The organism is Rhodococcus sp. AG1013 (assembly GCF_003350365.1).
GTDB lineage: Bacteria > Actinomycetota > Actinomycetes > Mycobacteriales > Mycobacteriaceae > Prescottella.
Map to the genome: position 1 here is coordinate 1 of NZ_QQAT01000008.1, position 22,079 is coordinate 22,079.

General features: G+C 63.3%; 18 protein-coding genes and 1 tRNA gene. 7 read left to right on the forward strand and 12 right to left on the reverse strand.

Annotated features, from left to right (window positions below; all coding sequences use genetic code 11):
• Positions 1 to 926: 926 nt before the first annotated feature.
• Together DEU38_RS12020 and DEU38_RS12030 are read right to left on the reverse strand one after the other, a co-directional pair.
• Positions 927 to 1,721, reverse strand: a complete 795-nt coding sequence (locus tag DEU38_RS12020; protein ID WP_181818753.1) for an alpha/beta hydrolase — start codon at positions 1,719 to 1,721, stop codon at positions 927 to 929.
• A 1,712-nt stretch (positions 1,722 to 3,433) separates the two neighbouring features.
• Positions 3,434 to 4,060 carry a TetR/AcrR family transcriptional regulator gene (locus DEU38_RS12030; protein WP_114721744.1) on the reverse strand — a complete coding sequence of 209 codons (627 nt, stop codon included), beginning with the start codon at positions 4,058 to 4,060 and terminating at the stop codon, positions 3,434 to 3,436.
• A 173-nt stretch (positions 4,061 to 4,233) separates the two neighbouring features.
• Between DEU38_RS12030 and DEU38_RS12035 the strand changes: the two genes are divergently transcribed.
• Both DEU38_RS12035 and DEU38_RS12040 read left to right on the forward strand, forming a co-directional pair.
• Positions 4,234 to 5,094, forward strand: a complete 861-nt coding sequence (locus tag DEU38_RS12035; RefSeq protein WP_114721432.1) for a haloalkane dehalogenase — start codon at positions 4,234 to 4,236, stop codon at positions 5,092 to 5,094.
• Between the two features lie 352 nt (positions 5,095 to 5,446).
• Positions 5,447 to 6,166, forward strand: coding sequence for a DUF6226 family protein (locus DEU38_RS12040; RefSeq protein ID WP_114721434.1), 720 nt, complete (start codon positions 5,447 to 5,449; stop codon positions 6,164 to 6,166).
• Positions 6,167 to 6,573: 407 nt separating this feature from the next.
• Here DEU38_RS12040 and DEU38_RS12045 read toward each other — a convergent pair whose 3' ends face one another.
• Positions 6,574 to 7,416: an alpha/beta fold hydrolase gene (locus DEU38_RS12045; protein ID WP_114721436.1), complete on the reverse strand. Its 843-nt coding sequence runs from the start codon at positions 7,414 to 7,416 to the stop codon at positions 6,574 to 6,576.
• Positions 7,413 to 7,664 carry a hypothetical protein gene (locus DEU38_RS12050; protein ID WP_258557847.1) on the reverse strand — a complete coding sequence of 84 codons (252 nt, stop codon included), beginning with the start codon at positions 7,662 to 7,664 and terminating at the stop codon, positions 7,413 to 7,415. The genes DEU38_RS12045 and DEU38_RS12050 overlap by 4 nt, the downstream gene beginning before the upstream one ends.
• Before the next feature lie 672 nt (positions 7,665 to 8,336).
• Here DEU38_RS12050 and DEU38_RS12055 point away from each other — a divergent pair.
• Positions 8,337 to 9,269 carry a barstar family protein gene (locus tag DEU38_RS12055; RefSeq protein WP_114721438.1) on the forward strand — a complete coding sequence of 311 codons (933 nt, stop codon included), beginning with the start codon at positions 8,337 to 8,339 and terminating at the stop codon, positions 9,267 to 9,269.
• An 834-nt stretch (positions 9,270 to 10,103) separates the two neighbouring features.
• Positions 10,104 to 10,586 (forward strand): hypothetical protein, encoded by a 483-nt coding sequence (locus tag DEU38_RS12060; RefSeq protein WP_147283502.1) that lies wholly within the window; start codon positions 10,104 to 10,106, stop codon positions 10,584 to 10,586.
• A gap of 397 nt (positions 10,587 to 10,983) precedes the next feature.
• Here DEU38_RS12060 and DEU38_RS12065 read toward each other — a convergent pair whose 3' ends face one another.
• A complete protein-coding gene (locus DEU38_RS12065) occupies positions 10,984 to 11,433 on the reverse strand; it encodes a nuclear transport factor 2 family protein (protein ID WP_220181908.1) in 450 nt (149 codons plus the stop codon).
• A 1,038-nt stretch (positions 11,434 to 12,471) separates the two neighbouring features.
• On the opposite strand from DEU38_RS12065, the gene DEU38_RS12070 reads away from it, so the two are divergent.
• Positions 12,472 to 13,050, forward strand: a complete 579-nt coding sequence (locus DEU38_RS12070) for a TetR/AcrR family transcriptional regulator (RefSeq protein ID WP_181818754.1) — start codon at positions 12,472 to 12,474, stop codon at positions 13,048 to 13,050.
• Between the two features lie 754 nt (positions 13,051 to 13,804).
• Here the strand turns inward: DEU38_RS12070 and DEU38_RS28440 are convergent.
• From DEU38_RS28440 to DEU38_RS12110, 7 genes are all read right to left on the reverse strand, one after another.
• Positions 13,805 to 14,155 carry a YbaB/EbfC family nucleoid-associated protein gene (locus DEU38_RS28440; protein ID WP_181818755.1) on the reverse strand — a complete coding sequence of 117 codons (351 nt, stop codon included), beginning with the start codon at positions 14,153 to 14,155 and terminating at the stop codon, positions 13,805 to 13,807.
• A gap of 188 nt (positions 14,156 to 14,343) precedes the next feature.
• Entirely contained in the window at positions 14,344 to 14,610 is a 267-nt protein-coding gene (locus DEU38_RS12080) for a hypothetical protein (RefSeq protein ID WP_114721446.1), read from the reverse strand.
• Positions 14,607 to 15,818, reverse strand: coding sequence for a colicin E3/pyocin S6 family cytotoxin (locus DEU38_RS28835; RefSeq protein WP_220181909.1), 1,212 nt, complete (start codon positions 15,816 to 15,818; stop codon positions 14,607 to 14,609). The genes DEU38_RS12080 and DEU38_RS28835 overlap by 4 nt, the downstream gene beginning before the upstream one ends.
• The gene (locus DEU38_RS12090; RefSeq protein WP_114721448.1) at positions 15,818 to 16,105 is read right to left on the reverse strand and encodes a WXG100 family type VII secretion target; all 288 of its coding nucleotides are present in this window, start codon (positions 16,103 to 16,105) and stop codon (positions 15,818 to 15,820) included. The genes DEU38_RS28835 and DEU38_RS12090 overlap by 1 nt, the downstream gene beginning before the upstream one ends.
• A complete protein-coding gene (locus DEU38_RS12095; protein WP_181818756.1) occupies positions 16,105 to 16,410 on the reverse strand; it encodes a WXG100 family type VII secretion target in 306 nt (101 codons plus the stop codon). The genes DEU38_RS12090 and DEU38_RS12095 overlap by 1 nt, the downstream gene beginning before the upstream one ends.
• A gap of 695 nt (positions 16,411 to 17,105) precedes the next feature.
• A complete protein-coding gene (locus DEU38_RS12105) occupies positions 17,106 to 18,500 on the reverse strand; it encodes a DUF6301 family protein (RefSeq protein WP_147283504.1) in 1,395 nt (464 codons plus the stop codon).
• Between the two features lie 402 nt (positions 18,501 to 18,902).
• Positions 18,903 to 18,976, reverse strand: a tRNA-Gly gene (locus DEU38_RS12110).
• Between the two features lie 159 nt (positions 18,977 to 19,135).
• Between DEU38_RS12110 and dcd the strand changes: the two genes are divergently transcribed.
• Both dcd and DEU38_RS12120 read left to right on the forward strand, forming a co-directional pair.
• Positions 19,136 to 19,723, forward strand: a complete 588-nt coding sequence (gene dcd / locus DEU38_RS12115) for a dCTP deaminase (protein ID WP_114721457.1) — start codon at positions 19,136 to 19,138, stop codon at positions 19,721 to 19,723.
• A 763-nt stretch (positions 19,724 to 20,486) separates the two neighbouring features.
• On the forward strand, positions 20,487 to 22,043 hold the full coding sequence (locus tag DEU38_RS12120) for a sugar transferase (protein ID WP_114721458.1): 1,557 nt from the start codon (positions 20,487 to 20,489) through the stop codon (positions 22,041 to 22,043).
• Positions 22,044 to 22,079 lie beyond the last annotated feature (36 nt).

Genomic DNA, 22,079 nt, shown 5'->3' on the forward strand with positions numbered 1-22,079 from the left:
TCGACCCCCACGCCGGCCACATCCTCACCAACCGAGGGACGCCGACCACTTGGAGTGAACTCACGACAAGTCGTGTGTCACTACATACCGTCTAGGGCGTGTCTCCCGAATACGCGTAGTCGGTGCGCGACACCGTTCAGTGTGTCGCGCACCGAGTATCTGACCGATGAGCAGTGGTCGTTGATCGAACCGTCGCTTCCCTCGTCCGACGGATGTCGGGGCCGCTCGTTCCGGGACAATCGTCGGGTTGTCGAGGGCAGCGTCTACCGCTATCGGGCGGGGATCGCGTAGCGGGACGTGCCGACGGATTTTGTTCCGTGGCAGACGATCTGGAAGCGTCACCGCCGCTATGCCGGCGACGGGACCTGGGACACGATCTTGAATGCGCTACTTGCACACGCCGATGCGAATGGGCTGGTCGACTGGACCGTGTCGGTGGACTCGACGATTCGTCGAGCCTACACGCACGGCTCGGACCTCGCGCGCGACACAGAGCGATCTGTCGAATTACACGAACCTTTTCGCCGATCCGGCTGACCATGCTCTCGGACGTTCGCGGGGTGGGCTCGGCACGGAGATCCACCAGCTCGCCGACGGCCACGGCCGACCTCTTGTCCTACTGATCGGGCCAGGTCAGGCCTGCGCCACGCCAAATGTTCCCGATCATGATGAACGCGTTGTCGGTGCCCCGGATCGGGTCTGGTCGAGCCCGAGTGCTGTCACTGGAACTGATCCAGATTTGTGTGATCTGGAGGCCTCGTAAAGTGTGATTACCAGCTGGTCAACCTATCCAATCCGTATGCAGCCCAGCACGCTCCGCCATTCGTGAACACCCTTCCATCACGCTTTTCACCGCACCATCATCGAAACCGGCACCACCTCATACCGACTCAGTCACACGCGAACGCAGGGCTGACCCCCGCGAGTCAGGTCAGCGAACGTGCGAACTTGTCGACACGTTCGGCTACTTCGTCACACCAATGCGGTTCGAACTGCCCATGCGGCATGCCAGGGACAACATCAGCGGTGACGCCGAACCTCCTGGCAGTTCTTCGTGCTTCCTTGACCGTGAAGATCGCATCATTCTCACCGGCAATGACCGTCATCGGGATGGCGGGGATGTTCTTGCGTCGAGGAGGCAGTGCGAAGGTCATGTCGACGACGGCACGATACGAATCGTCTTGAACATGGCTGTGAATTTCGAGCACTCGCTCTTCGGTCGTTTCGGACCCGAGAACCCATTCACGAAAGTAATCCGGCCTTTCCAGGATCGGCATCAGGCTCAGCGTGAGATGACAGCGAAGCCACACCAGTGGATGGCGGCGAATCAAACGTATTGTGAACCCGCGAACCCCCGCCGCCGGCACCGGCGTGAGTAACACGGCGGCCGCAGCGGGGTGTCCCTTCGTCAAATACCGTTGAAGGACAAACCCGCCCATCGAGTGGCCGACAATCAGCGGCGGCGTGGGCAGAGAATCCGCGACCGAGCGGACATCGTCAACAAAGTTCTTGATGCTCGCCCAGCGGAGTTTGTCCCTGCCCTCACTCTTGCCGTGACCGCGCAGGCTCAGTGCATACACTTCCCAGCCGAGCTCGGTCAGCTTGTCGATGAACCCGTAATCCCAGCACCAAGCACCAACCCAAGCGCCGTGCACCAGCAGAATCGGCGGGCCGTTCGGAGTTCCGGCTGGTTTGCGATGAATCAGTTCGAGTTTCGGCACGATCTACCCTCCGTAACAGCAGCTTTCAACAAAAGCTGATCTGCAGAGTGCGACTTCGTCGAACACGGCGAATGTGTTCCTTTTGACGGACCGCTCACCGCTGGGTCCCCAGGTCGCATCACCACTCAACCACACGTCGGTGGTCTCGAATCAGAGCGTCATGTGGTCCTGAATGGGGTTGGCGCATGGTCCCCCCGGCCCCACGCGACGCCCTAGACCCTGCCAGCTCCGCCACGGCACTCGTACACCGCTGCCACTGAGTTGCCGCGTACACCCAGCGACTCCAATTAGCCACCATACCCCTCACAGCAGTCTCCATGAAGACCCCTGAACGGGGCCAATCTCCGCGTGAGGGAATCGTTCGCGGTGTCGATTGGTGAACCCAAACGGGCATTCTGGGTGAACACCCTATGGGTGGGTGAGCGCGTGAGCGCGAGAGAGAGGACCGTGCGAGAGATCGATGGACCGAACCGGGCGAACCACCTGTGAGAGCACCACCGATGGATAGAGGGACTCGACCTGGATGGAGAGGTGTTCACCAATGGCGCCGGCCCTGGACGGCAGACTTTGTGGCTAGACCGACCGATCGGTAGTCACACTTAACGAGGGCCCCTGATCACACAAATCTGGATGAGTTCCAGAGTGCAGGCCACTTGTCTTGTCACCACTGAATGCCGCAGTCCCCGAAAATACTTCGCGCAGGCGGCTCGGATCGGATGGCGTAAGGCAATGTCGAGGGCGTGGCGGCCCCGCTGGTCTCGGGTCGCCACATCGCCAACAGCGAAAGGATTGGCAAGGTGCACACGATCAGTGGGGTGTCGATGGGGACCAGAAGGTCGCCACTACGTGCACAGTGACGTCAGGGGACGACCACGTCCGTCGAGACCGGAATGCTCGGGTGGTCGGTCCGCATGGTGAGCCGAACACGTCCCGGGCCCGTACCCACATGCACGTATACCGGCCAGGCGCTCGTGTTGCTCGCAGGGATGTATCGACTCACTGTGCCGGTTTGACCGGTATCGAGGTTCTGCCAATCGATGATCGCAGTTGCGTTGCAGGCCAGGACAGTCGACCCCCACTCGCCCAAAGGTGAGAGGCCCTGCGTAACTCGCAGTTCGACGGAATGGACCGCCCCTGGAGCGCTGGAGTACTCCGACAGTGGTCCGTCGAACGCATTCCCGGAGGCGACCAGCATCCCTGGACAGATGCCGTCTCCCAGTGTCCACACCGGGGCCATCCCGACGTCTGTCATAGCGCACGTTCGTGGTCCCACATTCGACCACCCGAGCTGGCAAGGATCAGCGGCGCTGGCCACACCCGGCGCCGCAACGAACATGGCAGCGCCCATGAGCCCGGCAGCCGCGGCTGAAGTAAATCGATGTGAAATGTTCATGCTCCAAGCATCGCACGGTGTGCCGTGTTCAGTACGTATTGTGTGGATCCTGCTGTGCAGGAACCGTTCCGGCTTCTCTCGATAGGCGGAGGCTCGGCGAACTCGCGCGCCGCCGCCCGCTCCAACGACAACCGAAACATGCAGCGGATCGCCGATGCGGTGAACAGCACCAGCATCTGCTCGAGGAGTCCATCCGTGCGGGCTTCGACGACGGTTTGCCCGCTGAGGCAGATTGATTCGCTATGTGCTCGGTCGGTGACCACACTTTTCGGAGGCCCCTGACCACACGACGCCTGTCGACCCGATATGGCGTCGGACCTCACGACTTCCCGGTAGAGGTGGCCGAAAGTGGGACGACACCTCGCAGATAGGCAGTGAGGATGGATTCCAGGGGGGTGGTTCCGCGGATGACCGTTCGCGTGAACACCAAGGAATCCGTGAGCGAGATCAGCTCCTCGATCCGTTCGTCGGAACTGGGAAGGCCCGCGCTGGTGAGGAGTGACGAGGTCACCTCTCGGGTAACCGCATGGACTTCGGACTGCGTAGTCAACTTCCCCTGAAGCAGGGGAACGTCATCGAGTTCGAGGATGAGTGCGTAGCGGGCTTTCATGTCGTCGCGGCGGTCCGAGAGTCTCTCGACGAGTGCGCCGATCACGTCTGCAAGCTCGGTGATGTTCAGCTGGTGTTCGCCCTGAGGCGTTGCGGCCAGGGCGTCTGCGGCGTGCTTGGCGTCAGCTATCGCGCGTTCGGCGAGCGTGTCGACTACAAGTTCGAGTAGCGCGAGCCTGGTTCTTGCATGATGGGAGGTCGACCCCTGCGGGATCCCGGCTTCCCGGTCGACGGCTCGGTGTGTGAGCGCCCGAAGTCCGTCGCGGGAAATGATGCGGATGGCGCTGTTTGCGACCAGTTCTCGGCGTTCATCGGCGCCGGTTGCTCGTGTAGACACAACCACATGCTACAGGTGTAGCGTACTGGTCAGAATGTGCTACACCTGTAGCGCAACCTCGCGGTGAGGGTTGCTGCGCAGGGGTGGGATTCGGTGGCCTGGGTTTGGTCACCGAGCGCGTGCCGGCCCTGTAGAGCGACGTGAAGAGATGGTCCGGACGAGGAGGGCGCTCAATGATGATCGATTTCGTTCCCGACGAGACCCTGTATCCGTTCGAGTCGCGATGGTTCGACTCGTCTGTCGGTCGGGTGCACTACATCGATGAGGGATCCGGACCGCCGATTCTGTTCTGTCACGGCTCACCGACGTGGAGTTTCCTATACCGCCACATCGTGAAGGGCCTGCGTGACCAGTATCGGTGCATCGCCGTGGATCATCTGGGCTTCGGACTGTCCGAAAGGCCGGAGAATTTCGACTACAGGATCGCTGAGCATGCGACGGTCCTGGGCGAACTGATCGACCATCTGCAACTGGACGGCTTCGTCGTGATGGGGCACGACTGGGGCGGCCCCATCGGGCTGAGCGCGGCAACCGCGCGGGCAGATCGAGTCAGAGGGGTCGTGCTGGGCAACACGGTGTTCTGGCCGATCGATCCACTGGTCAATAGGGCATTCAGCGTGATCATGAGCAGCCGCCCCATGCAACGTCGCATACTCGGGCAGAACCTGCTTGTGGAGCGATTCCTGCTCGGGGAGCTGGGCCGCACGCTCACCGAGGCAGAGGCCGACCACTACCGCATGGTGCAACCCACCGACGAAGCGCGACGGGGGCTCACGTTCATGCCCAAGGAAATTCGCGCCGCACGCCCGTTATTGGACCAACTCGCCCAAGACGTACCCGCCCTGCTGGGACACAAGCCGACGCTGGCAGTGTGGGGGATGCGGGACATGATCTTCCGTCCGAAAGTGTGTATCCCGCGGATGCATGCCGCATTTGCCGATCTCGACGTCATCGAGCTACCCCGTGCGCGGCACTTCATCCAGGAGCGCGAGCCAGACGAGATCATCTCGGCAATCGCCAATCGGTTCCCGTGAACAGCGCGGAGGGTGCGAATGCGTGCGCCCGGGTGGCTCATGATGGCTGGATGGCGGCTGGCTGAGGAAGAGAACCGTGAGATGGAGTGGAGTGGATGGATGGATGGAGAGGTGTTCACCTGTAGCTGGTCCTGTTGTGCCGTCGGTTCATTGCGTGAACTGACGGATCGGTAATCACGCTTGGGAGTGGCCGCTGATCACGCCGAATCTGGACTGGTTCCACGGTTGGCGGCGGTCGGGTAGGCGGGGCCGTCGCGACAGGTTGCAGCTTCGCACCTCTGCCGGTGAAAAGCCGAGCACTCGCAAGCGTCGTCGGATCAGATGCCCCCCCACGGCAGGTAGCGTCGCTGTCGTGGGGACAGATCAAGCGCGGTCGTGGTGGGACGAATACAACGACGATATTCTCCGCGCACGCGAAACCGGTTGGGGACGGTACGAGCCGCTGCTGTCCCGACAGATGTGCGAGTTACTCGCCGACGTCGACGCGGCATTCGCGACCACCGGTGCAGCCACTCCTGGATGGCCGCACCCCTACAAGGATGGCCACGCTCCTGACGCGGCAGCGTACGAGAAAGTCACCAACCCGGAGAAGTTCCTGATCGTGGTGGCCAGAGCGCGAGCGTGGACGAAGGTTCTCCTCGACCGCGGCTGGGCGCGAGAAGCATCGCAAATAGATTGGGCGCTCCGCCCCTTTGATACAGGCGGTGCCGACACCGTCCTCGAGCCCGCAGCCGACGGAGCAGTCCCCCTGGTTCTGACGACGCACACACCGGTGGACAACGACCACATCGTCACCGTCACCGTTGCAGCGGGAGACCCTGCAATGAGGTTGGCATCGATTCCCGATTGTGGATGCGACGCGTGCGATCGCGGGTCCGCTGAACTGCTCAGAGATATGGACCGATGGGTGCTGTCCATCGTCGACGGTTCCCTCGCCGTTCACCTCACAGCCAACCGCTACTCGGTGCGCGCATCATTCGCCAATGAAGGTGGCACCGTTCAGAATGTTGCCGAACCCACATCGTTCACAGCAGCACCGTGGCCCCCGAACTGGGTGTCGCGCCCCGTCTGAAACCAGGTCGAAACTGCCGCTCGCAGGACCAGCGTTTCCATGATCGGTTGTGGCCCCAACGGATGGGTGGGCATCCAACCATCCAAAGGGGGGTCACCCTTTCATGCCCGTTGTGTTTCACCGACGGAGAGAGCGCGACAGTGGAAAGGTGTTCACCTATGGCGGTTTGTTCTGGGTTGCATGCGGATTGGATGGGTTGACCAGTCGGTAATCACACTTGACGAGGGCTTCTGATGACACAGATCTGGATGGGTGCCACTTGGTGCAGTAGCCGAGTGCCTGGCTCTGGGTTCAGTGTTCGCGGACAAGCTCGGGATGGCCCGTCTTCCACTTTGCTGACTCGCTCGTGCTGTGGGCACCTCAGCGGCGATGTGCTGCGTGGAAGCCGGACACGCACGGCACCACCTCTATCCGAGCGTGAGCATCGCCTCGGTGACCTCGCCGACCGCCGCATCGGGTATCGCGGTGGCGGCCTCTTCGAGGACGAGCAGCCGTGCCGTGGGGATCTCGCGCGCGATCGCCTGGCCGTTGCCGACGGGGAAGAACCGGTTGCGGCGGCCGTGGACGACGAGCGTGGGGACCTCGATCTCGGGCAGGCGCTCGCGCCAGCGGGGTTTGCAGCCGAGCCTGGAAAACACCAGGCCCATCTGGTTGGCCATCTGGACCGGGGGTGCGGTGCCGGGCGTGCGGTCCCAGATGCGCGCAGCGATTGCACGCGCGGCGACGGGGTCGTCGCCGAGGATCTCCGCGCCGGCGGCGGCGAACTCCGCGACCGCCTCGCGGTCGGTCCAATCGGGCATCGGGCGCGCGAACAGTCGGCTCATCGTCGCCTGGTCATGGTCGGGGAGGTCATCGTCGGGCGGGCCAGGGGCAACCGGGCGGGTGCCGACCAGGGTGAGCGCCGAGAAGGCGCCCGGATGGTCGAGCACGGCCACCTGGGCGACCATCCCACCGACGCCGATTCCCGCGAGGTGTGCAGGCCCGCCGCCGAGCGCGTCAGCAAGGGCCGCCGCGTCGGCGGCGAGGCCGCGCAGGGAGTAAGCGGGCGCCTCCGGATCCGTCGTCGTCGACTCGCCGCTATCGCGCAGGTCGTAGCGCACCACACGGCGTCCGCCGGCGGCGAGGCGCTCGCACAGCGCGTCTGGCCAGGAGAACATCGTCGTTCCGCCCGCGAGCAGAACGAGCGGCGCGCCGACGTCCCCGAGCGACTCGATGCCCAAGGCAATCCCATTGGCGTTGATAGTGGTCATCGGATCACCCTAAGACGTTGTAGATCGGGTGCGTCGCGGTCGATGTCGAGCTGGAGGTCGCGGCCGAGGACGACGGCGCCCGAGCGGGAGGTCCCCTCGCGCAGGATCCGGCGGTCGTCGGGGTAGTCGAAAAGCGCCCACGTGTGCAGGGCCTCGCCGCCGGTGCCCAGACCGTAGTCCGGGCTGGGATCGGGCCCGGTGACGAAGCCGTCCAGAGAGACCGAGATGTCGGCAACAATTCGAGTCATGCCAAGGCAGACCCGATCCGCCGCCCAAACTCATCGCTGACGCATGAATGGTATGGCGGATGCAACTCGATAGCACGACGCGTGTGGCGGCACGTCGGATGTACACCGGACGATCGCCCGCGACCATCTAAGAGGCGCATATGCACGGGTGAAAGCACATGGCTTCATTGGTGTTCGGGGTGGCCCGGTGAACGTTGGTCACGTCCATGCGTCCACGTTGCGCCGCCGCTTGGAGAGATGGCCCCACGGTGGCCGCCGGTGTGAGTAGTGGATGGATGATGGAGCGAGCGAGCGTGAGAGAGAAGAAGATCGCCAGCTGGCTGGAGAGAGATGGAAGAAGTGGAGGGGTGTTCACCAATGCCGGTTCATTCTGGCCTGCATGCGGATTGGATAGGTTGACCAGTCGGTAATCACACTTGAGGAGGGCTCCCGATCACACCAATCTGGATGAGTTCCAGGTTAGTGGCGTGCGGGTTGCCCCTAGGGGCGGTTCCACCGCGCAGTTGGGCGCTGAACGCATCCTGAAGTTGTGAACAGCGAGGGTGGCGGGGCCCGCCTACGTTCCGTCCTCCTGGCTAATCCCGAGTGCTCCGGTCGTCTAGAGCAGATTCTCCTGTTCCGTGTCTTGAAGACGCGCCTTGGTCGGGGCGACTGCTGATCTACGATTCGTGCATGCCTCGCGGTCCTGTCTTCGACCCGCTTGATCGAGAGCTCTTCGACACGCAACGGCAGCGCTTTGACTGGAGTCTGTTGCAGAACGGATCCGTGTACAGGTACGACACCCGATTCGGGCTCGACTGCGCTTCTCGGCGACTCGATGAACTCGGCTACCTGGTCCATCGGATCGATCTGCAGCACAGCATCACCGTCACCGACGTGCACACGGTGTTGGCCGGTGCACTGTCCTTCCCCGCTTTCTACGGCAAGAACCTCGATGCCTTCAACGACCTGATGTACGACGTCGGCGAGTTTCGATACGGCAGCGACCCGGATACCACCGGCACAGTCCTCGCCCTTGCCGGCTACGACGCCCTGGTGAACCTGGACCGTCACACGGCAGATGCGCTGCTGACGATTTTCGCGGAGCATGCGCGCCTGGCGGCGCTCTTCTCGCACCCGATGTTGTGCATCGTCGAATCGACCGCCCACGATCTCGGTCCCGTCAATGGACGACCGGTCCAAACGGGGAGCCTCTGGGACACACCACCGAGTTCCTGGCGGATCACAGCGAAGGAGATCGTCGAGTTTGAATTCGAAACGACCAACGCTGATGCCGCGGCGATGATCGAAGTCATCGCGTCCACGCTCGTGGAGCGGGTTGGTGGGTGGGCGAAGTGGCAGATCCTCGACCCGGTCCAACTCGATTCTGCTGATTCAGCTGAACATCCCGCAGAGCCGCAGCGACAGCGTTGTGATGTGGTCGTGTCGGTGGGAATACGCGGGGAGGGCGACCTCGGCGAGATCGACGAGGACGTCTATAGGGCGTTGCGTGATGCCGGCCTGAGAGTGGGTTTTTCAACGGGCGCAGGCTACCCTTTCGGCGCGGAGAGGGAGCGCGTCCTCGGTAAGTACAGCGAGCTGCGCGATAGCTCCGACGATCAGTAACCTGCCAGCATCCGCCCATGCTCAAGCCATACGCCGCGCGACAATGTTGCCCGCCGCGAAGGCCTCGTCGCACCCGTAAGGGGCGGTGATCGCGGCGCGGCTGGAATTTGGCGCTGACGCTGTCCCTGAACGCATATTGCTGTTCGGTGTGCCCAGTCCATCACGATGCCCCAGGGGATCTGCCGCCTGAAATCGTGCGCTCGGAGCTGTGGAAAGAGACGGCGCGGCGCGATGGAGTGGATGGGTGTTCACCAATGGCGATTCGTTCTGGGCTGCATGCAGATTAGATAGGTTGACCAGTCGGTGATCACACTTAACGAGGGCTCCAGATCACACGAATCTGGATGCGTTCCAGCTTGTGTGCGACGGTGGGCGAACCGTCCGAGTGACCTGTCAGGTCAGTGGATGGCCGTCGGCGCGCGACTTAGACTGGGCGGCAAGCGTTTCGGATAGGTTGACCGGGCGGTGATCACACGCAACGAATGCCCAGATCACAGCAAATCAGGACCGATTGCGTCGCCGCTGCTTCTTGTCGTCCGCCGACGATTCTTGACGGAGGGCCGGCCGCCCGGCCACAGTGCTCTCAAGCGATCCCGAGTCCGCGGCCGTCGTGCCGCGGTTCGTCGAGTGCTCGGGACATGAAATGCACAGGTTCACCGAACCAACCCAGTTCCCGCCGATTTCGACATCATCACTGTCTTCGTCGACGATGGACTCGTGATGCAGCCGAGTAGTGAATCCCTCTGGCGTCCGGGGGCCTCCACGACAGGGGTGTTTCCCCTGGACGATCCGCGTTGGAAGGATTTGTCGACCAGAGACGGTGATGCTGCGTGGGTGCCCGACTGGTTGCGCGCACTGGATGCGGATCCTGTAGACGGCGAGCGCTTCACCGCGCAGTGGCCCGCACTCGTTTCGGAAGGCACCACCTGGCCGGCCGCTGTCGCTGCTTTTCCATACCTGGTCAGCATCGCTCGGCGCGTGAGCGCCGAGCAGCGACTCGAATACGTCACCGTGCTCGGGCTCATCGTGAGTGACTCCACGCCCAGCATGTGGCAAGAGACGATCGCCGCCGTTTCGCCTCGGGACACGGGGCCTGATCCTCATGCCGAGGCTCTCGTCGAGGCGCGAAGGATCACCGCCGAGACTGCCACGCTTCCCCATCGGGACGAGCGCGACCTCCGCTACTTGCTCATGACCCTCGCCGCGCTCAACGGCCACTCGGAACTCGCGGCAGTAATTGACAACCTCGACGACGAAGAGACATGCTCGCGCTACGCAGCACATCTCTGGGGAGCGGGCGGGGGTGCCGACAGCTGATTCGTCCGCGCAGGCCGCACTCGTGTTCGTCGTGCGAGCCGCCGATGGCAGCGTCACGTTGCGCGGTGAGCTCGGGCCTATGCAGGCGTACTGGAGAGACGAGAGAGAGACGCGCCACGCCTATGAGCGTCTGACTAACTGAATGAATGTAGAGAGCGCGTGGAGTGGAGCGATGGGCAGCTGGAGGGGTGTTCACCAATGGCGGAGCGTGCTGGGCTGCATGCGGATTGGACAGGTTGACCGGTCGGTGGTCACACTTAACGGGGGCTCCTGATCACACGTCTGGATCAGTTCCAGTTGCTTTGGCCAGCCCTCTGGTCGAGGGTGGGCGCGGATTCCGAACGCCGGCGTGGCTGTCGCAGGCGCATCCAGGTCTTCTGGGCCGATCGCCCCAGTGTCACGTCGCCTGCTGCACGGCCTGGATCTCCGTTGCCTGTGACCAGATCGCCTGCCAGCGGCCGTCGCGGAGTTCGTAGCTGTCGGTGTGCCAATAGCGTGTCCGGGGAACGCGGTACGCGCCGAAGACGATCTCGAGCATAGCCCGATAGCGAATGATCGCCGCGTCTCCGAGCACACGAACCTCGATCTCGTCGGGTTCCCACAGTCGGTAGTCGATCTGGCCCGCGGCGATCGCGCCTAGATACTCGTCTCGGGTCAGCGCGGCACCGATGGGTGTGATGAGTTGGAAGTCGTGGCCGTGCATCGCCTGGGCGGCTTCGATGTCGGCGGCGACGAGCGCGCGTAGGCGTGCGGTCTCGGTAGTGCGGATGAGCTCCATCGTCGATCTCGTGTCTGCAGGTGAACTGGTGGAACCGTGGCTCTCGGGGTTCATGTGGTTCTCGGTCATGGGTGTTTCCTTTCGATTTGGGTGGAATGCTCGGCGCGTGCGGGGTGAAGCCCAGGCGGTCAGGGCTGGACGATCCCGGAGTTGATGAGGGAACGGCCAGTGTCGTGCAGGGTCGCCGACACGGGTCGGGGCTCCCAGCCGAGGAGCGAGCGCGCCTCGGTCGTGTCGACGCTGAGGTCGCGGCCGCGGGAACCGTCATGGCTAGCAGGTGGGCCTCGGCGACGTCTCGCACATCCGCAATGGAGAAGCCGAAACGGGGGATGCCCCGAATCGGCCGGACATGAGCGCAACGAGCAGTCCGAGCGAGGATCCGATCCGCGGGTGCAGGAGCGGGCCGAGGACAACGCCCGGCTTGGCGACGGCGAGCTCCGTGCCGTTCGATTCTGCGAAAACCCACGCGGCCTGCTCTGCAAGGGTTTTCGACCGGTCGTAGGCGGTGGCCCGCCGGTCGGCGACGTCGGTTCAGTCCTTCTCCGTGTACGGCGGACGGCTGGCCCCGCGGTTGGTGGCTGCGAACCGAGGAGGTCGGCATGACCCGGGCTACGCGGGCCCGGTGCGCCGCCACGAGGACGCGCAAGCTGCCCTCCCGGGCTGGATGGATGACCTCCTCGGCGTTCCGGGGCGCGGCCGCAGGGAAGCGCGAGGCGGTGTGGATGACGAAGGTGCAGTCGCGGACGGCGGCGCCGCATCCCGCGTCCGCGTTGAGGTCCGCCGTGACGATCTCGAGTCTCTCGGAGGGGACCCCGGCGGTGGCGGTGACGAGCGTACCGAGCGTCGCCCCGCGGGAGCGGTCGCGCACCGTCCCGCGGACCCCGGTATCCCGCCGCGAGGATCCGAGTGGCGATATGGCCGCCCAGGAATCCGGAGACTCCGGTCACCAGCACGGTCGCGCCCGTCGCTGGCTTCGCGATTTCGGTCATCGTGGCTGGCCCGACCTCTCGTTGATGCGGACGATTCCGCCCATGCATGGACACTCTGACAGTATTTGTCTAGGTGCACAAGTGGACGCCAATGGTCCAATCTGTCAGGCTGTCGTTTGTGGCTGACGACGAAAAGACCGGACGGATCCTCGATGCGTCCCTCGCTGTCTTCTGTCAGTACGGTTTCGGTAAGACGACCATGCAGGACATCGCCCGTGCGGCCGGGATGTCCCGCGCGGCGCTCTATCTCCACTTCAACAACAAGGAAGATCTCTTTCGCGCCGGATCCGAGCGCGCCCATCTTCAGGTCATGAGCGAGGTCGACGCCGCCCTGGCGGCCGATGGTGACGTCATCGACCGCATCGATGCTGCAATGACGGCCTACCTCTGCGGCCTCATGGAAGAGATCAGCGCCAGCGCGCACGGCGCGGAACTCTTCGACGCGGGCCTTGCTCTGACAGGCGAGATCAGCCGCAATACTCAGACCTGGCTCGTCGAGCGGCTGGGGGAGGTCCTCGACTCTGCCGCCACCGCGGGTGAGATCGACCTCTCCGGGGTCGAGGCGGCCCCAGCTGAGCTTGCTGCCATGATCCTCGCGACCGCGGACGGCATCAAGAACACGCAGGGCGGCGGTGCGGCGCTGCGCACGGGCGGCTCACTCTTGATGCGTGTGCTGCGGGCGGCGCTCATCCGCTGAGCTGCAGCGCTCGACAGATTTGCCTTGATTGCAGTCACCCTCTCGGTCCCGCTCAGTGCGTAGTCGCATTGGGTACGCGGCGCCCCGCCTGTCGTGCAAGGCATCTCATGGTCTTGCGGACGCCATCTCACGTCGGGGCCGTCGACGACGGCTTGACCTAGTTCCGCGCGTATCGCCTCGAGACGGTCGCATCCGCTCGCTGTGTGCATCAGGAATTCCGGGCCGATGATCTCGTGTCGCTCGACGGACAGGCGGAGGTCAGGGGCGTGGGGTTCGGAGTCCAACCAGTTCGTGGTCGCCGCGTACCAGTGTCCGGCCCGTCCGTCGCGACTGCGCCCGCACAATCCGCTATCTGAGTTGATGGATAGAGGAGTGGATGGACGCGCCCCGCCGCTGACAGAGAAGGGTATTCACCCATGGCGGTCTGGGGTGGCGTCATCTGGATTGGATAGGTTGACAGGTCGGTGATCACACCAAAGGCGCCCCTAATCACACAAATGTGGATGGGCCGAATGCCGATGCCAGCTGATCGCGGACGAGTCTGCGCGCAGTGGCAAGTTCTCGATGTCGGCCGGAACGATTTGATAGTGATGCTGACGCATGAGGAAGACGGCATGCGCGTCTGTCGGTCGGGACTCGGTCTGTATTGAACTCGGTCCGGTTCAGTGCTCCCGACGGATTCTGCGATGTGCCATGAACGAGCCTTGGTGGAGGACGACGCTCGACGATTGCCGCGACGACCCGATCGACGGCTTCAGTCGTCGTTCAGCAGTTCGTCGACAAACTTTCTCGCTGCGAGAGAGTCGCGATCACCGGTGAACGGGCGCGCGACCTCCTCGACTCTCTGCGCAGCCTCTGCCTGTGCCTTCTGAATTGTGTCCCGCAACAGGTTGCTCAGCTGGACGTCGCCGAGGCGTAGTGCCTGTGGCGTGAGACGGACGTCGGTGACTTTGGCCTGTGCGTCAACCGCGATACTGAGTTCACCGTTGCGAGAATTGGTTCGAACCTTGATCTCAGCCAGTGCTTCACGCAGTGACTTGTTCTTCCGCCGCCAGCTGGCAACAGCAGCACGCTGTGCAGCGTTCCACTCATCCAAGTACTCCATTGCAAACTCCTGAAAGAAGTATTTTCGTCCGACCAATCGTGCTTTCTCACGGGATGGTCGGACTTGGCGTTCGCGGGAATCGGCTAACGTCCGTGGTTCGTCGGTGTACTTTCCGAACTCAGGAACGAGCGACGCAGGTGATCTATATCCGAACGGTTCAACCTGACGTCGGCCTGAATTGGTCGGCGTCATTCATCGTAGAACCCAACCTGGTAATCCTGCGAATCGTCAAGCTTGAAGGTCTCGTCGATGTACTCCGCGAAGCTGGGGAGCGTTTCTGGTGGAATGTCGTAACCCCCCGCTTCGAGTGGGTACTTAACCCCGCCAATTTCCACGGTGTCGCCGAGGTTGAGTAGCTTCTTCAGCGTGGCCGTGTTCAATCCGGGCATGGCATAGTCACGAACTTGCAGCGCGGACTCCCTGTCGAAAGCCTCCAAATACCACATATGGTTCATCGCTCCGGTCTACGTTTCGGATCAGCTGGCTTTGTTTGCGCACCGGTGTCGGGATTATACTCGCCTTGATGCTTTCCGTTCTTGTCATATTTCTCGATCGCGCCGTGCTGATAGTCCCACTCGTACGTATTTCCCTTGTCGTCTTGCCATCTTTTTCGGTGGCCGAGTCGTTTCGCTGGCCGCGCATTAGGGAATCCCGACAGATTCTTCGGCGGCGTGACGTAGTTGTGTGCGCCTCCACCCCCGCCGCTAGTCGTGGTCGAGTTGAACGTGGTCGGGTTTGCTTCGAGCAAGGGTTGTAGGTCGGTGGCCACTCCACCGATTGCGACACCGGCGGCAACCGTCGCGCCTACTGCGGCCGCGGCCGCGGCGTCGAAGGTGATGAGGACCGTGACGATGGATGCTCCGGCTGCACTGCCGGCTGCACCTGCAGCGGCCGCCGCCCCGGTCCCGGCCGTGAAGAAGCCCGCGACGCCCCCGATGATGAGGCCTGCACCCAGGGCGCCGGCGAGGATTGCGAGGATCTTGTGGTGAGCGTCCTCTATCTTGTCGGCCCAGTCCTCACAAGACGACGCGAGACTCTCGTATTGGGCCGCCACTTGCTCGGTGTCGGTGAATACCAAGTCCATCTGTGCCAAAGCCTGAGGTATCTCGCCCGAGACGATGTCCTCGAGGAGGGGGAATGCCGATCCGGTCTCGTCTCCTGCGCTCCGGAGTCCTTTCGCGGCGGCACGCCACGCATCGCCGAGCGCCCGCAGCTTGTCGGGGTCTCCGTTGGGCCACGTGTGGCCTTGTAGCCAGCTGCTGACCAAGCCCCACCCGAACGGCTCGTCGGTGTCACCGCCGAACGCTCCCTTGAAGGTTGGCGACGTGCTGCTCGGGAGTTGTGGCGGCGGTCCGTCCGGGGGTTCCGGGGGATTCTTGTTGGCCTTCTCGACATTTTCGTGGTTGAGGGCGGTGAAGGCGAGGAGATCGTGCATCTTGCCGAATGCGTTGACGATGTCGGTCCCCGCGGCGATAGCGTCGAATGCCGCCGGATCGTAGCTCGCTGCCCAAGTGGCGCCCGCGCTGTCGCTCCCGGCGCAGCCCCAGTTCGCGTCGAGCACCGCCGCGAGAGTGATGGCCACTTCCTGCCCGCTGGCTTGTGCTGTTCCGTACAGTTCCGCCGCATCGGCCAGCAGTGAGGCGTCCATGGTGATCGGGGCCATCAAGGCCACATCCCCATGTTGTGCTCGACATTTGCAATGTACCTGTCATGCGCGCTCTGTGTGGCGGTCTCGAGTGCAGCCAAGGCGGTCTGCATATCCATCATTTCGCGGTGCCAGGTAGCGGCCTTACCTCGATGCGCATCGGCGGCATCTCCTTGCCAATCAACATGTAGCGCAGCAACTTCACGTTCAACCTCGGCGATGCGCTGCTCGAATTGTCGACCGATTCGGCGGGCTTTCTCGACAAGCGCGAGAATCTGTTCTGTGTTGGCGACGTAGCCTGCCATCAGGCGTCGAGCTCCAGCCTGAGACTGTCTGCTTCGCGCGCATTGCGGTTGTCGGCATTCGTGTAAGCGTCTGCTGCTTGGTGCAGCAACCCGGCGTCGCCGCTCAGCGCCACGGACACGCGTCGCGCCGAATCGACCCACTCCGCCCACAGCGCCGCATGGGTGTCAGCCGCATCGCCAGCCCAGTCGTCCTCCATGAGGTTCTCGGCCTCGCGGCGGAGATTCTCGACATCGTCCCAGAATTCGTCAGCCAATGTGGCCACCCGATTCGCGGTCGAATGCATCCGCTCCGGATCACTTCTCATCATCACCCCTGACCCGCCGGTAACGGGTGACCCCCACCCCGTCGCGAGATTACCAGCGCCTGTCCTGAGCTCAGTTGACTCGCGGGGTGTAGAGGTTCAGGCGGCGAGTGGGACCTGGTTGAGGGGCACATGTTCGACAGGAGCCAGGCGTCCGAGGTCGCGTTGGCTGCATCGGCGGTGGCAAGTGCGTTGAATCAAGCGGATGATCGCCAGTCGCAGTTTGTCGCGGTGGCCCAGAGCTGCCGGTCGAGGACGTTCTTCTGCGGCAGCGAGGAGAACGGCTCCATCGCCGTGTCAATGGAGAGGGAGGGATGGATGGAATGGTTGGAGAGATGGATGGAGGGATGTTCACCAATGGCGGAGCGTGGTGGGCTGCATGCGGATTGGATAGGTCTACCGGTCGGTAATCACGCTTAAGGAGGTCTCCAGATCACGGAAGTCTGGAAGAGTTCCAGACTTTGTAAGTCCGGGTGCGCTCGAGTCCGGTGTAGGCCACCTTTCCCGGACTGAATGCAGGACGGTTACCGGGACGCCTGCGCCGGCCGCTGGGCGAGGTCGTCCCGACGCTGTGCCGCGTGGAGGGCGGCGAGGTACGTAGCGGACCTGCCAGCACAGATCACCGCCTGCGCCCAGGAAACCGAGGCGCTGCGGCGTGCCGACATGCGGATCGGACAGATGATGGACCTGCGCTCGGTTCATCCTGTAAATCCCAGCCGGATCGTGTCCAGCTTCTGGGTACCCCGTGGGGCCATCGCCATCATTTCCAGGTCGGTGGGGGACTCTACGCCGAACTTCCGCAATGCCGCTGTGGTCTCCGCGGCGATCCGGCGGCCTGATTGGAATGCGGGTGGGTACGACCGCTCGAACGGCTCAGCTCCCGGCAGATGAATTTCCAGACCCGCACCTTCGTCGGAGAACCAACCTCGAATGAAGATTCCGGGCTCCTCGGCCACCCGAAATCCCCACAAAACCCCGGTCGCATACGGAGCGAGCAGCGCCAGGTCACGCGCCAGCGACGGGAACAATTCAGCGATGTAGTCGTCGAGCATCGACCACGTCACCGCGCGCCGTTCCGGGACCCACCAATCCCGGGTCCCGAAGCGAACTCCGTCGGCACCAGTCGTCACCCGCCAACTCTCCGGCGGGTTCCAGTCGTCACCCCACTTCCACTCCCAGTACTCCAACCCTTCGACGGACTCGGTCGGCGTTGCGGTGAAGGACAGCCCACCACCGGAGTTCGACAGCGTGTAGGTGACGTTCGCTCCGCGCCAGATCGCCTGCGCGTTAGGGCCTCCGACGACAGGCGGTGGACCGAGCAACTCGACGCACGACCGGAGTGCGGCAGCGTAGGCCTCCGGCACGACTCGCCACGACAGCGACTGGCGCAGAGTCAGTCGCCAGTACTCTCCGAAACCCCACCGGTCGGCATCCATGTAGTCCTCAGTCCGACTGGCATGCAACGAGGCCCGCACCGCGTCCCCGTTCAGTTCGGCTACCAGATCTTCTCGGAACAGGCGTCCCTCACTGATGTCGATCGGCCACCCGACCGCCTCGAACAACGGATCCAGATCGGAGCGGGACCACGACCCCAAGTGCGCGTTCGCGATTCGCGGTAGCACGGCGAGGAACGGCGCAAAATCAGTGCGCTGCTCATCCCGTTCCCGCCATGTTTCAACCGACCTGTGCGCTTCAGGGCTGAGCAGGCGGTAGTACGCGCCATCCGTCAGACAGTGCAGTTCGACAACCACCTGCGGCAACACCCAGACGAGACTTCCGGTTTCCCCGTAGATATCCGAATCAGGCTCGCTCCAAGCCTCGATCAGATCCATACGAAGGGCAGCGAACCCCGTCCGCAACGCGTCGCGCTCCGCATCGTCGACCGAGTTGTTGCTGATACCCGCGATATCAATTATCACGACATCGAGTTCGGTGGTCGTCGCCGAGTGCACCTTCGAACCACGCAACTCGATCGGGGCGAGCAGGCTTTGCAACTGCTCGATATCGCTGGCCGACCACGACCATTCGAATCGCTCCACCCCCCGCGCTACTCGCATCGCTTCAGCAACATCAAACACGGGCGATTCGCTCACACGGCGCGACGTTACCATCAGCCACCGATACCCTGACCATGCATAGAAGGACCCCGCGCTCGGCGAATTGCTCGACCAGCAACCGTAATCCCGCGCACCTCTATGCGATGGTGTGCGGGAGTTCCTGCCTCGCTCTCAAGATGCTGGCGATAGCGCGCGCGAGTGAGCGAAAGTGGCGCTGGGTGAGCGCTCCTACCAGCCCGACTCTGCGGCGCCGGGTCGTCCGCATCGGGAGAGTCCCCTGGAGTGGTGGGAATCGGTGAGGCTCTGACCAGCTGACCTTGCTGCGTGTCGCTGCCAGGTTCGGGGTGGGCCACCGCGTACTTGGTGCGTTTGCGGAGGAGATGGACCGAGACGTCTGGATAGTCATCGTCTCGTCGGAAGTAAGTCTGGATGGAGCTCTGGAGCCGATGACGGGAATCGAACCCGCGTATTCAGCTTGGGAAGCTGATGTTCTACCATTGAACTACATCGGCATGCAGGGGTTTTACCGTGATCCGAGGATCCGGCCCTGCAAGCGGCAACTGTAGCAGAAGCCTCCGCGTGCGTGTTCGATGCCACTGAGTGTCCTGGTGTCGGCCGGCGATCGCCGAGGTCCGCGCCCGTCACAATGGTCGCCCCGGTAGCCTCTTGCTGTGCTGCTCTCAGATCGTGACATCCGTGCCGAGATTTCCTCCGGACGACTGGGCATCGACCCGTTCGACCCCGAGATGGTGCAGCCCTCCAGTGTCGACGTCCGACTCGACGGACTGTTCCGCGTCTTCGACAACACCAAGTACACCCATATCGACCCTGCGCTCCGTCAGGACGAGTTGACGTCGCTGGTCGAGCCGACGGCGGGGGAGCCGTTCGTACTGCACCCGGGGGAGTTCGTCCTCGGATCCACCCTCGAGGTGTGCACCCTTCCCGACGATCTGGCCGGCCGGCTCGAGGGCAAGTCGAGTCTCGGACGCCTCGGCCTGCTCACCCACTCCACCGCAGGGTTCATCGATCCGGGGTTCAGCGGCCACATCACGCTCGAACTCTCGAACGTCGCCAACCTGCCGATCACGCTGTGGCCGGGCATGAAGATCGGCCAACTGTGCCTGCTGCGCCTCACCAGTGCTGCGGAGAACCCGTACGGCAGTTCGGTGGTCGGATCGAAGTATCAGGGTCAGCGCGGACCGACCCCGTCGAAGGCCTACCTGAACTTCGCCACGCATCCGGGCGGCCGTACGCGCTGACCCACGCCCTCGTCGTCCTCTTTCTGAGCGCCGTTGGGATAGTTGAACATTCAGGCATGTGGCGGCTAGGCGTCCGTCGTGTGGGCAGATTCGGCATTCTGCCCGCCATCGTCAAGATGTGATTTCCGACACATTGACATACCGTTTGGTTTGCGCCGCTGGGCGCCATCTCGGCCGCGGTGGTGAATCAATCAAGAGGATCTTCCGTGTCCGTGCGGGGCTGGTCATGCCGCCCCTGTGCGGAGGGAGGGCTTGCCGCGGGCGGCCGAGAAGGCTGCAATGAGGCACTGGGTGCGGATGGTCTTCGCAGGTCGATTCGGTTACCAGAGAGTAGTACCGCTGTACCAGTAGTTGCTAAAAGGTCAGTCTCCCCGTTAATTTCGGGTAGGGACTTTGTTCCCTGGTGTGCCGGCATTGTGGACGTTCGTCCAAATCCTTGAGTCCGTGAACCGGACGAATGCCCAACTCTTCCAGTCGGTCTCTTCGACTTTTGGCGAGCATCGGGCCGTGCTAGAACGATTCCGTACAGCTGAGGGTGCAGCGGCATTTCGCACCCGATGCGCATCTGTTCCAGGGGTGAATTCACGACTCGCGCAGGCTCTCCAGTCGGCGGGTCGGGGGATGATCCCGAGCCGGTGTCGTCGCCTTCGTGCGCCGGGCCGGGGGGACTGGGACAGGTGATGCGGACTGTGCGCCTCGACCGTGTCGAGCGCGGAGTTCGGGCTCGACAACAGATCGACCCGTCGGGGGTCATGTCATGTGAATGGTCGATGGAGGTGAAGGCGTGACGGCTTCGCGTTACCTGGAAACGGGAGCCGAGGTGGGGTTGGATGAAGGTCCCGCTCCGCTTCGACTAGTGGATGAAGCTTCTCCGCAACATAATTCGCGCAGCCTGTGGCAGCACTGCTACGTCAGTCGACTACGGATGGTCGACGCGGCCATCGTGGGATTGGCCGTCGCGGCAGCGCAGGTTGTTCGATTCGGAACGGCTACCGAGTCGGTAGCAGCCGGAACAACTTCCGGTCTCAGCTACACGATGATGTCCGTTGCGCTGGCTGGTCTGTGGATCGCGATGCTCGCGATCCACCGCACGCGGTCGACTCGTGTCATCGGCGCCGGCGCCGAGGAGTATCGCCGAATCGTCGCCGCGACGTTCCAACTCTTCGGGCTGATCGGCATGCTCAGCCTGTTGTTCCGTGTCGACATCGCCCGCGGATACCTGGCGATCGCCTTCCCTGCCGGACTCGCCGGACTGCTGGTCGGGCGATGGGTCATGCGGAAGGTCGTCACCTACAAGCGTGCCCAGGGCGACTGCCACACTTCCGTGCTCGTTGTCGGGAGCCAGCAATCCGTGCTGACGATGACGCGAAACTTCGAGCGTGAGTCTTCGTCCGGCTATCGCGTGGTCGGTGTCTGCATGCCCGGCTACGGCTACCGCGAGGACGAGCACGTCGTGGTCGACGGTCGCGAGATCCCGGTGCTCGGTAACGAGTACTCGGTGGTCGATGCACTGCGTGCCTGTGGTGCCGACACTGTGGTCGTGACCGCGACCGAACAGCTTGGTCACGACGGAATCCGCAGTCTTGTATGGGATCTGGAGCCCCTGAACGTCGACTTGGTTGTGGCACCGGGCGTCGTCGACGTCGCCGGACCGCGGCTGGTGATGCGTCCGGTCGCCGGCTTCCCGCTGATCCACGTCGAGAAGCCGCGGTACCACGGCGCGAAGCGCTTCGGGAAGACCGCATTCGACGCGTGCTTCGCGATGGCGGCGCTGATCCTGATCTCTCCGGTGATGCTCGTCGCGGCGATCGCGGTCAAGGCCACCAGCAAGGGACCGGTCCTCTACAAGTCGGAGCGCATCGGGCTCAACGGTCGACCGTTCCCGATGTTGAAGTTCCGCACCATGGTCGACGGCGCCGACAAGCAGGTGACAGCGCTGCTCGGCCAGAACGAGGGCGCCGGTGTCCTGTTCAAGATGAAGGACGATCCCCGCATCACGCCGGTCGGAAAGTTCCTGCGCAAGTACAGCCTCGACGAACTCCCGCAGTTCGTGAACGTGCTGCGCCGCGAGATGAGTGTCGTCGGCCCCCGCCCGCCGCTGCGGCGCGAGGTCGAGGCCTACGACGGCACCGTTCGCCGCCGCATGCTCGTCAAGCCGGGCCTGACCGGTCTGTGGCAGGTCAGTGGCCGCAGTGACCTGTCCTGGGACGAGACTGTGCGACTTGATCTTTCATACGTCGAGAACTGGTCGATGATGCAGGACATCCTGATCGTCGGCAAGACCGTCCGCGCCGTCACGGCCGGCAGCGGAGCGTACTGACCAACCGTCGCGGCTTCCGCGATCCCCGAATCCACC

What these genes read in the sequence shown, in the direction of transcription:
- DEU38_RS12050 (WP_258557847.1), bottom strand. Translation starts at nt 7,664, where the DNA reads ATGACTCGAATTGTTGCCGACATCTCGGTCTCTCTGGACGGCTTCGTC.
- DEU38_RS12090 (WP_114721448.1), bottom strand. Translation starts at nt 16,105, where the DNA reads ATGGCAGGCTACGTCGCCAACACAGAACAGATTCTCGCGCTTGTCGAG.
- DEU38_RS12045 (WP_114721436.1), bottom strand. Translation starts at nt 7,416, where the DNA reads ATGACCACTATCAACGCCAATGGGATTGCCTTGGGCATCGAGTCGCTC.
- DEU38_RS12065 (WP_220181908.1), bottom strand. Translation starts at nt 11,433, where the DNA reads ATGACCGAGAACCACATGAACCCCGAGAGCCACGGTTCCACCAGTTCA.
- DEU38_RS28835 (WP_220181909.1), bottom strand. Translation starts at nt 15,818, where the DNA reads ATGGCCCCGATCACCATGGACGCCTCACTGCTGGCCGATGCGGCGGAA.
- DEU38_RS28440 (WP_181818755.1), bottom strand. Translation starts at nt 14,155, where the DNA reads ATGGAGTACTTGGATGAGTGGAACGCTGCACAGCGTGCTGCTGTTGCC.
- DEU38_RS12055 (WP_114721438.1), top strand. Translation starts at nt 8,337, where the DNA reads ATGCCTCGCGGTCCTGTCTTCGACCCGCTTGATCGAGAGCTCTTCGAC.
- DEU38_RS12080 (WP_114721446.1), bottom strand. Translation starts at nt 14,610, where the DNA reads ATGAACCATATGTGGTATTTGGAGGCTTTCGACAGGGAGTCCGCGCTG.
- DEU38_RS12035 (WP_114721432.1), top strand. Translation starts at nt 4,234, where the DNA reads ATGATGATCGATTTCGTTCCCGACGAGACCCTGTATCCGTTCGAGTCG.
- DEU38_RS12095 (WP_181818756.1), bottom strand. Translation starts at nt 16,410, where the DNA reads ATGAGAAGTGATCCGGAGCGGATGCATTCGACCGCGAATCGGGTGGCC.
- DEU38_RS12120 (WP_114721458.1), top strand. Translation starts at nt 20,487, where the DNA reads ATGGTCGATGGAGGTGAAGGCGTGACGGCTTCGCGTTACCTGGAAACG.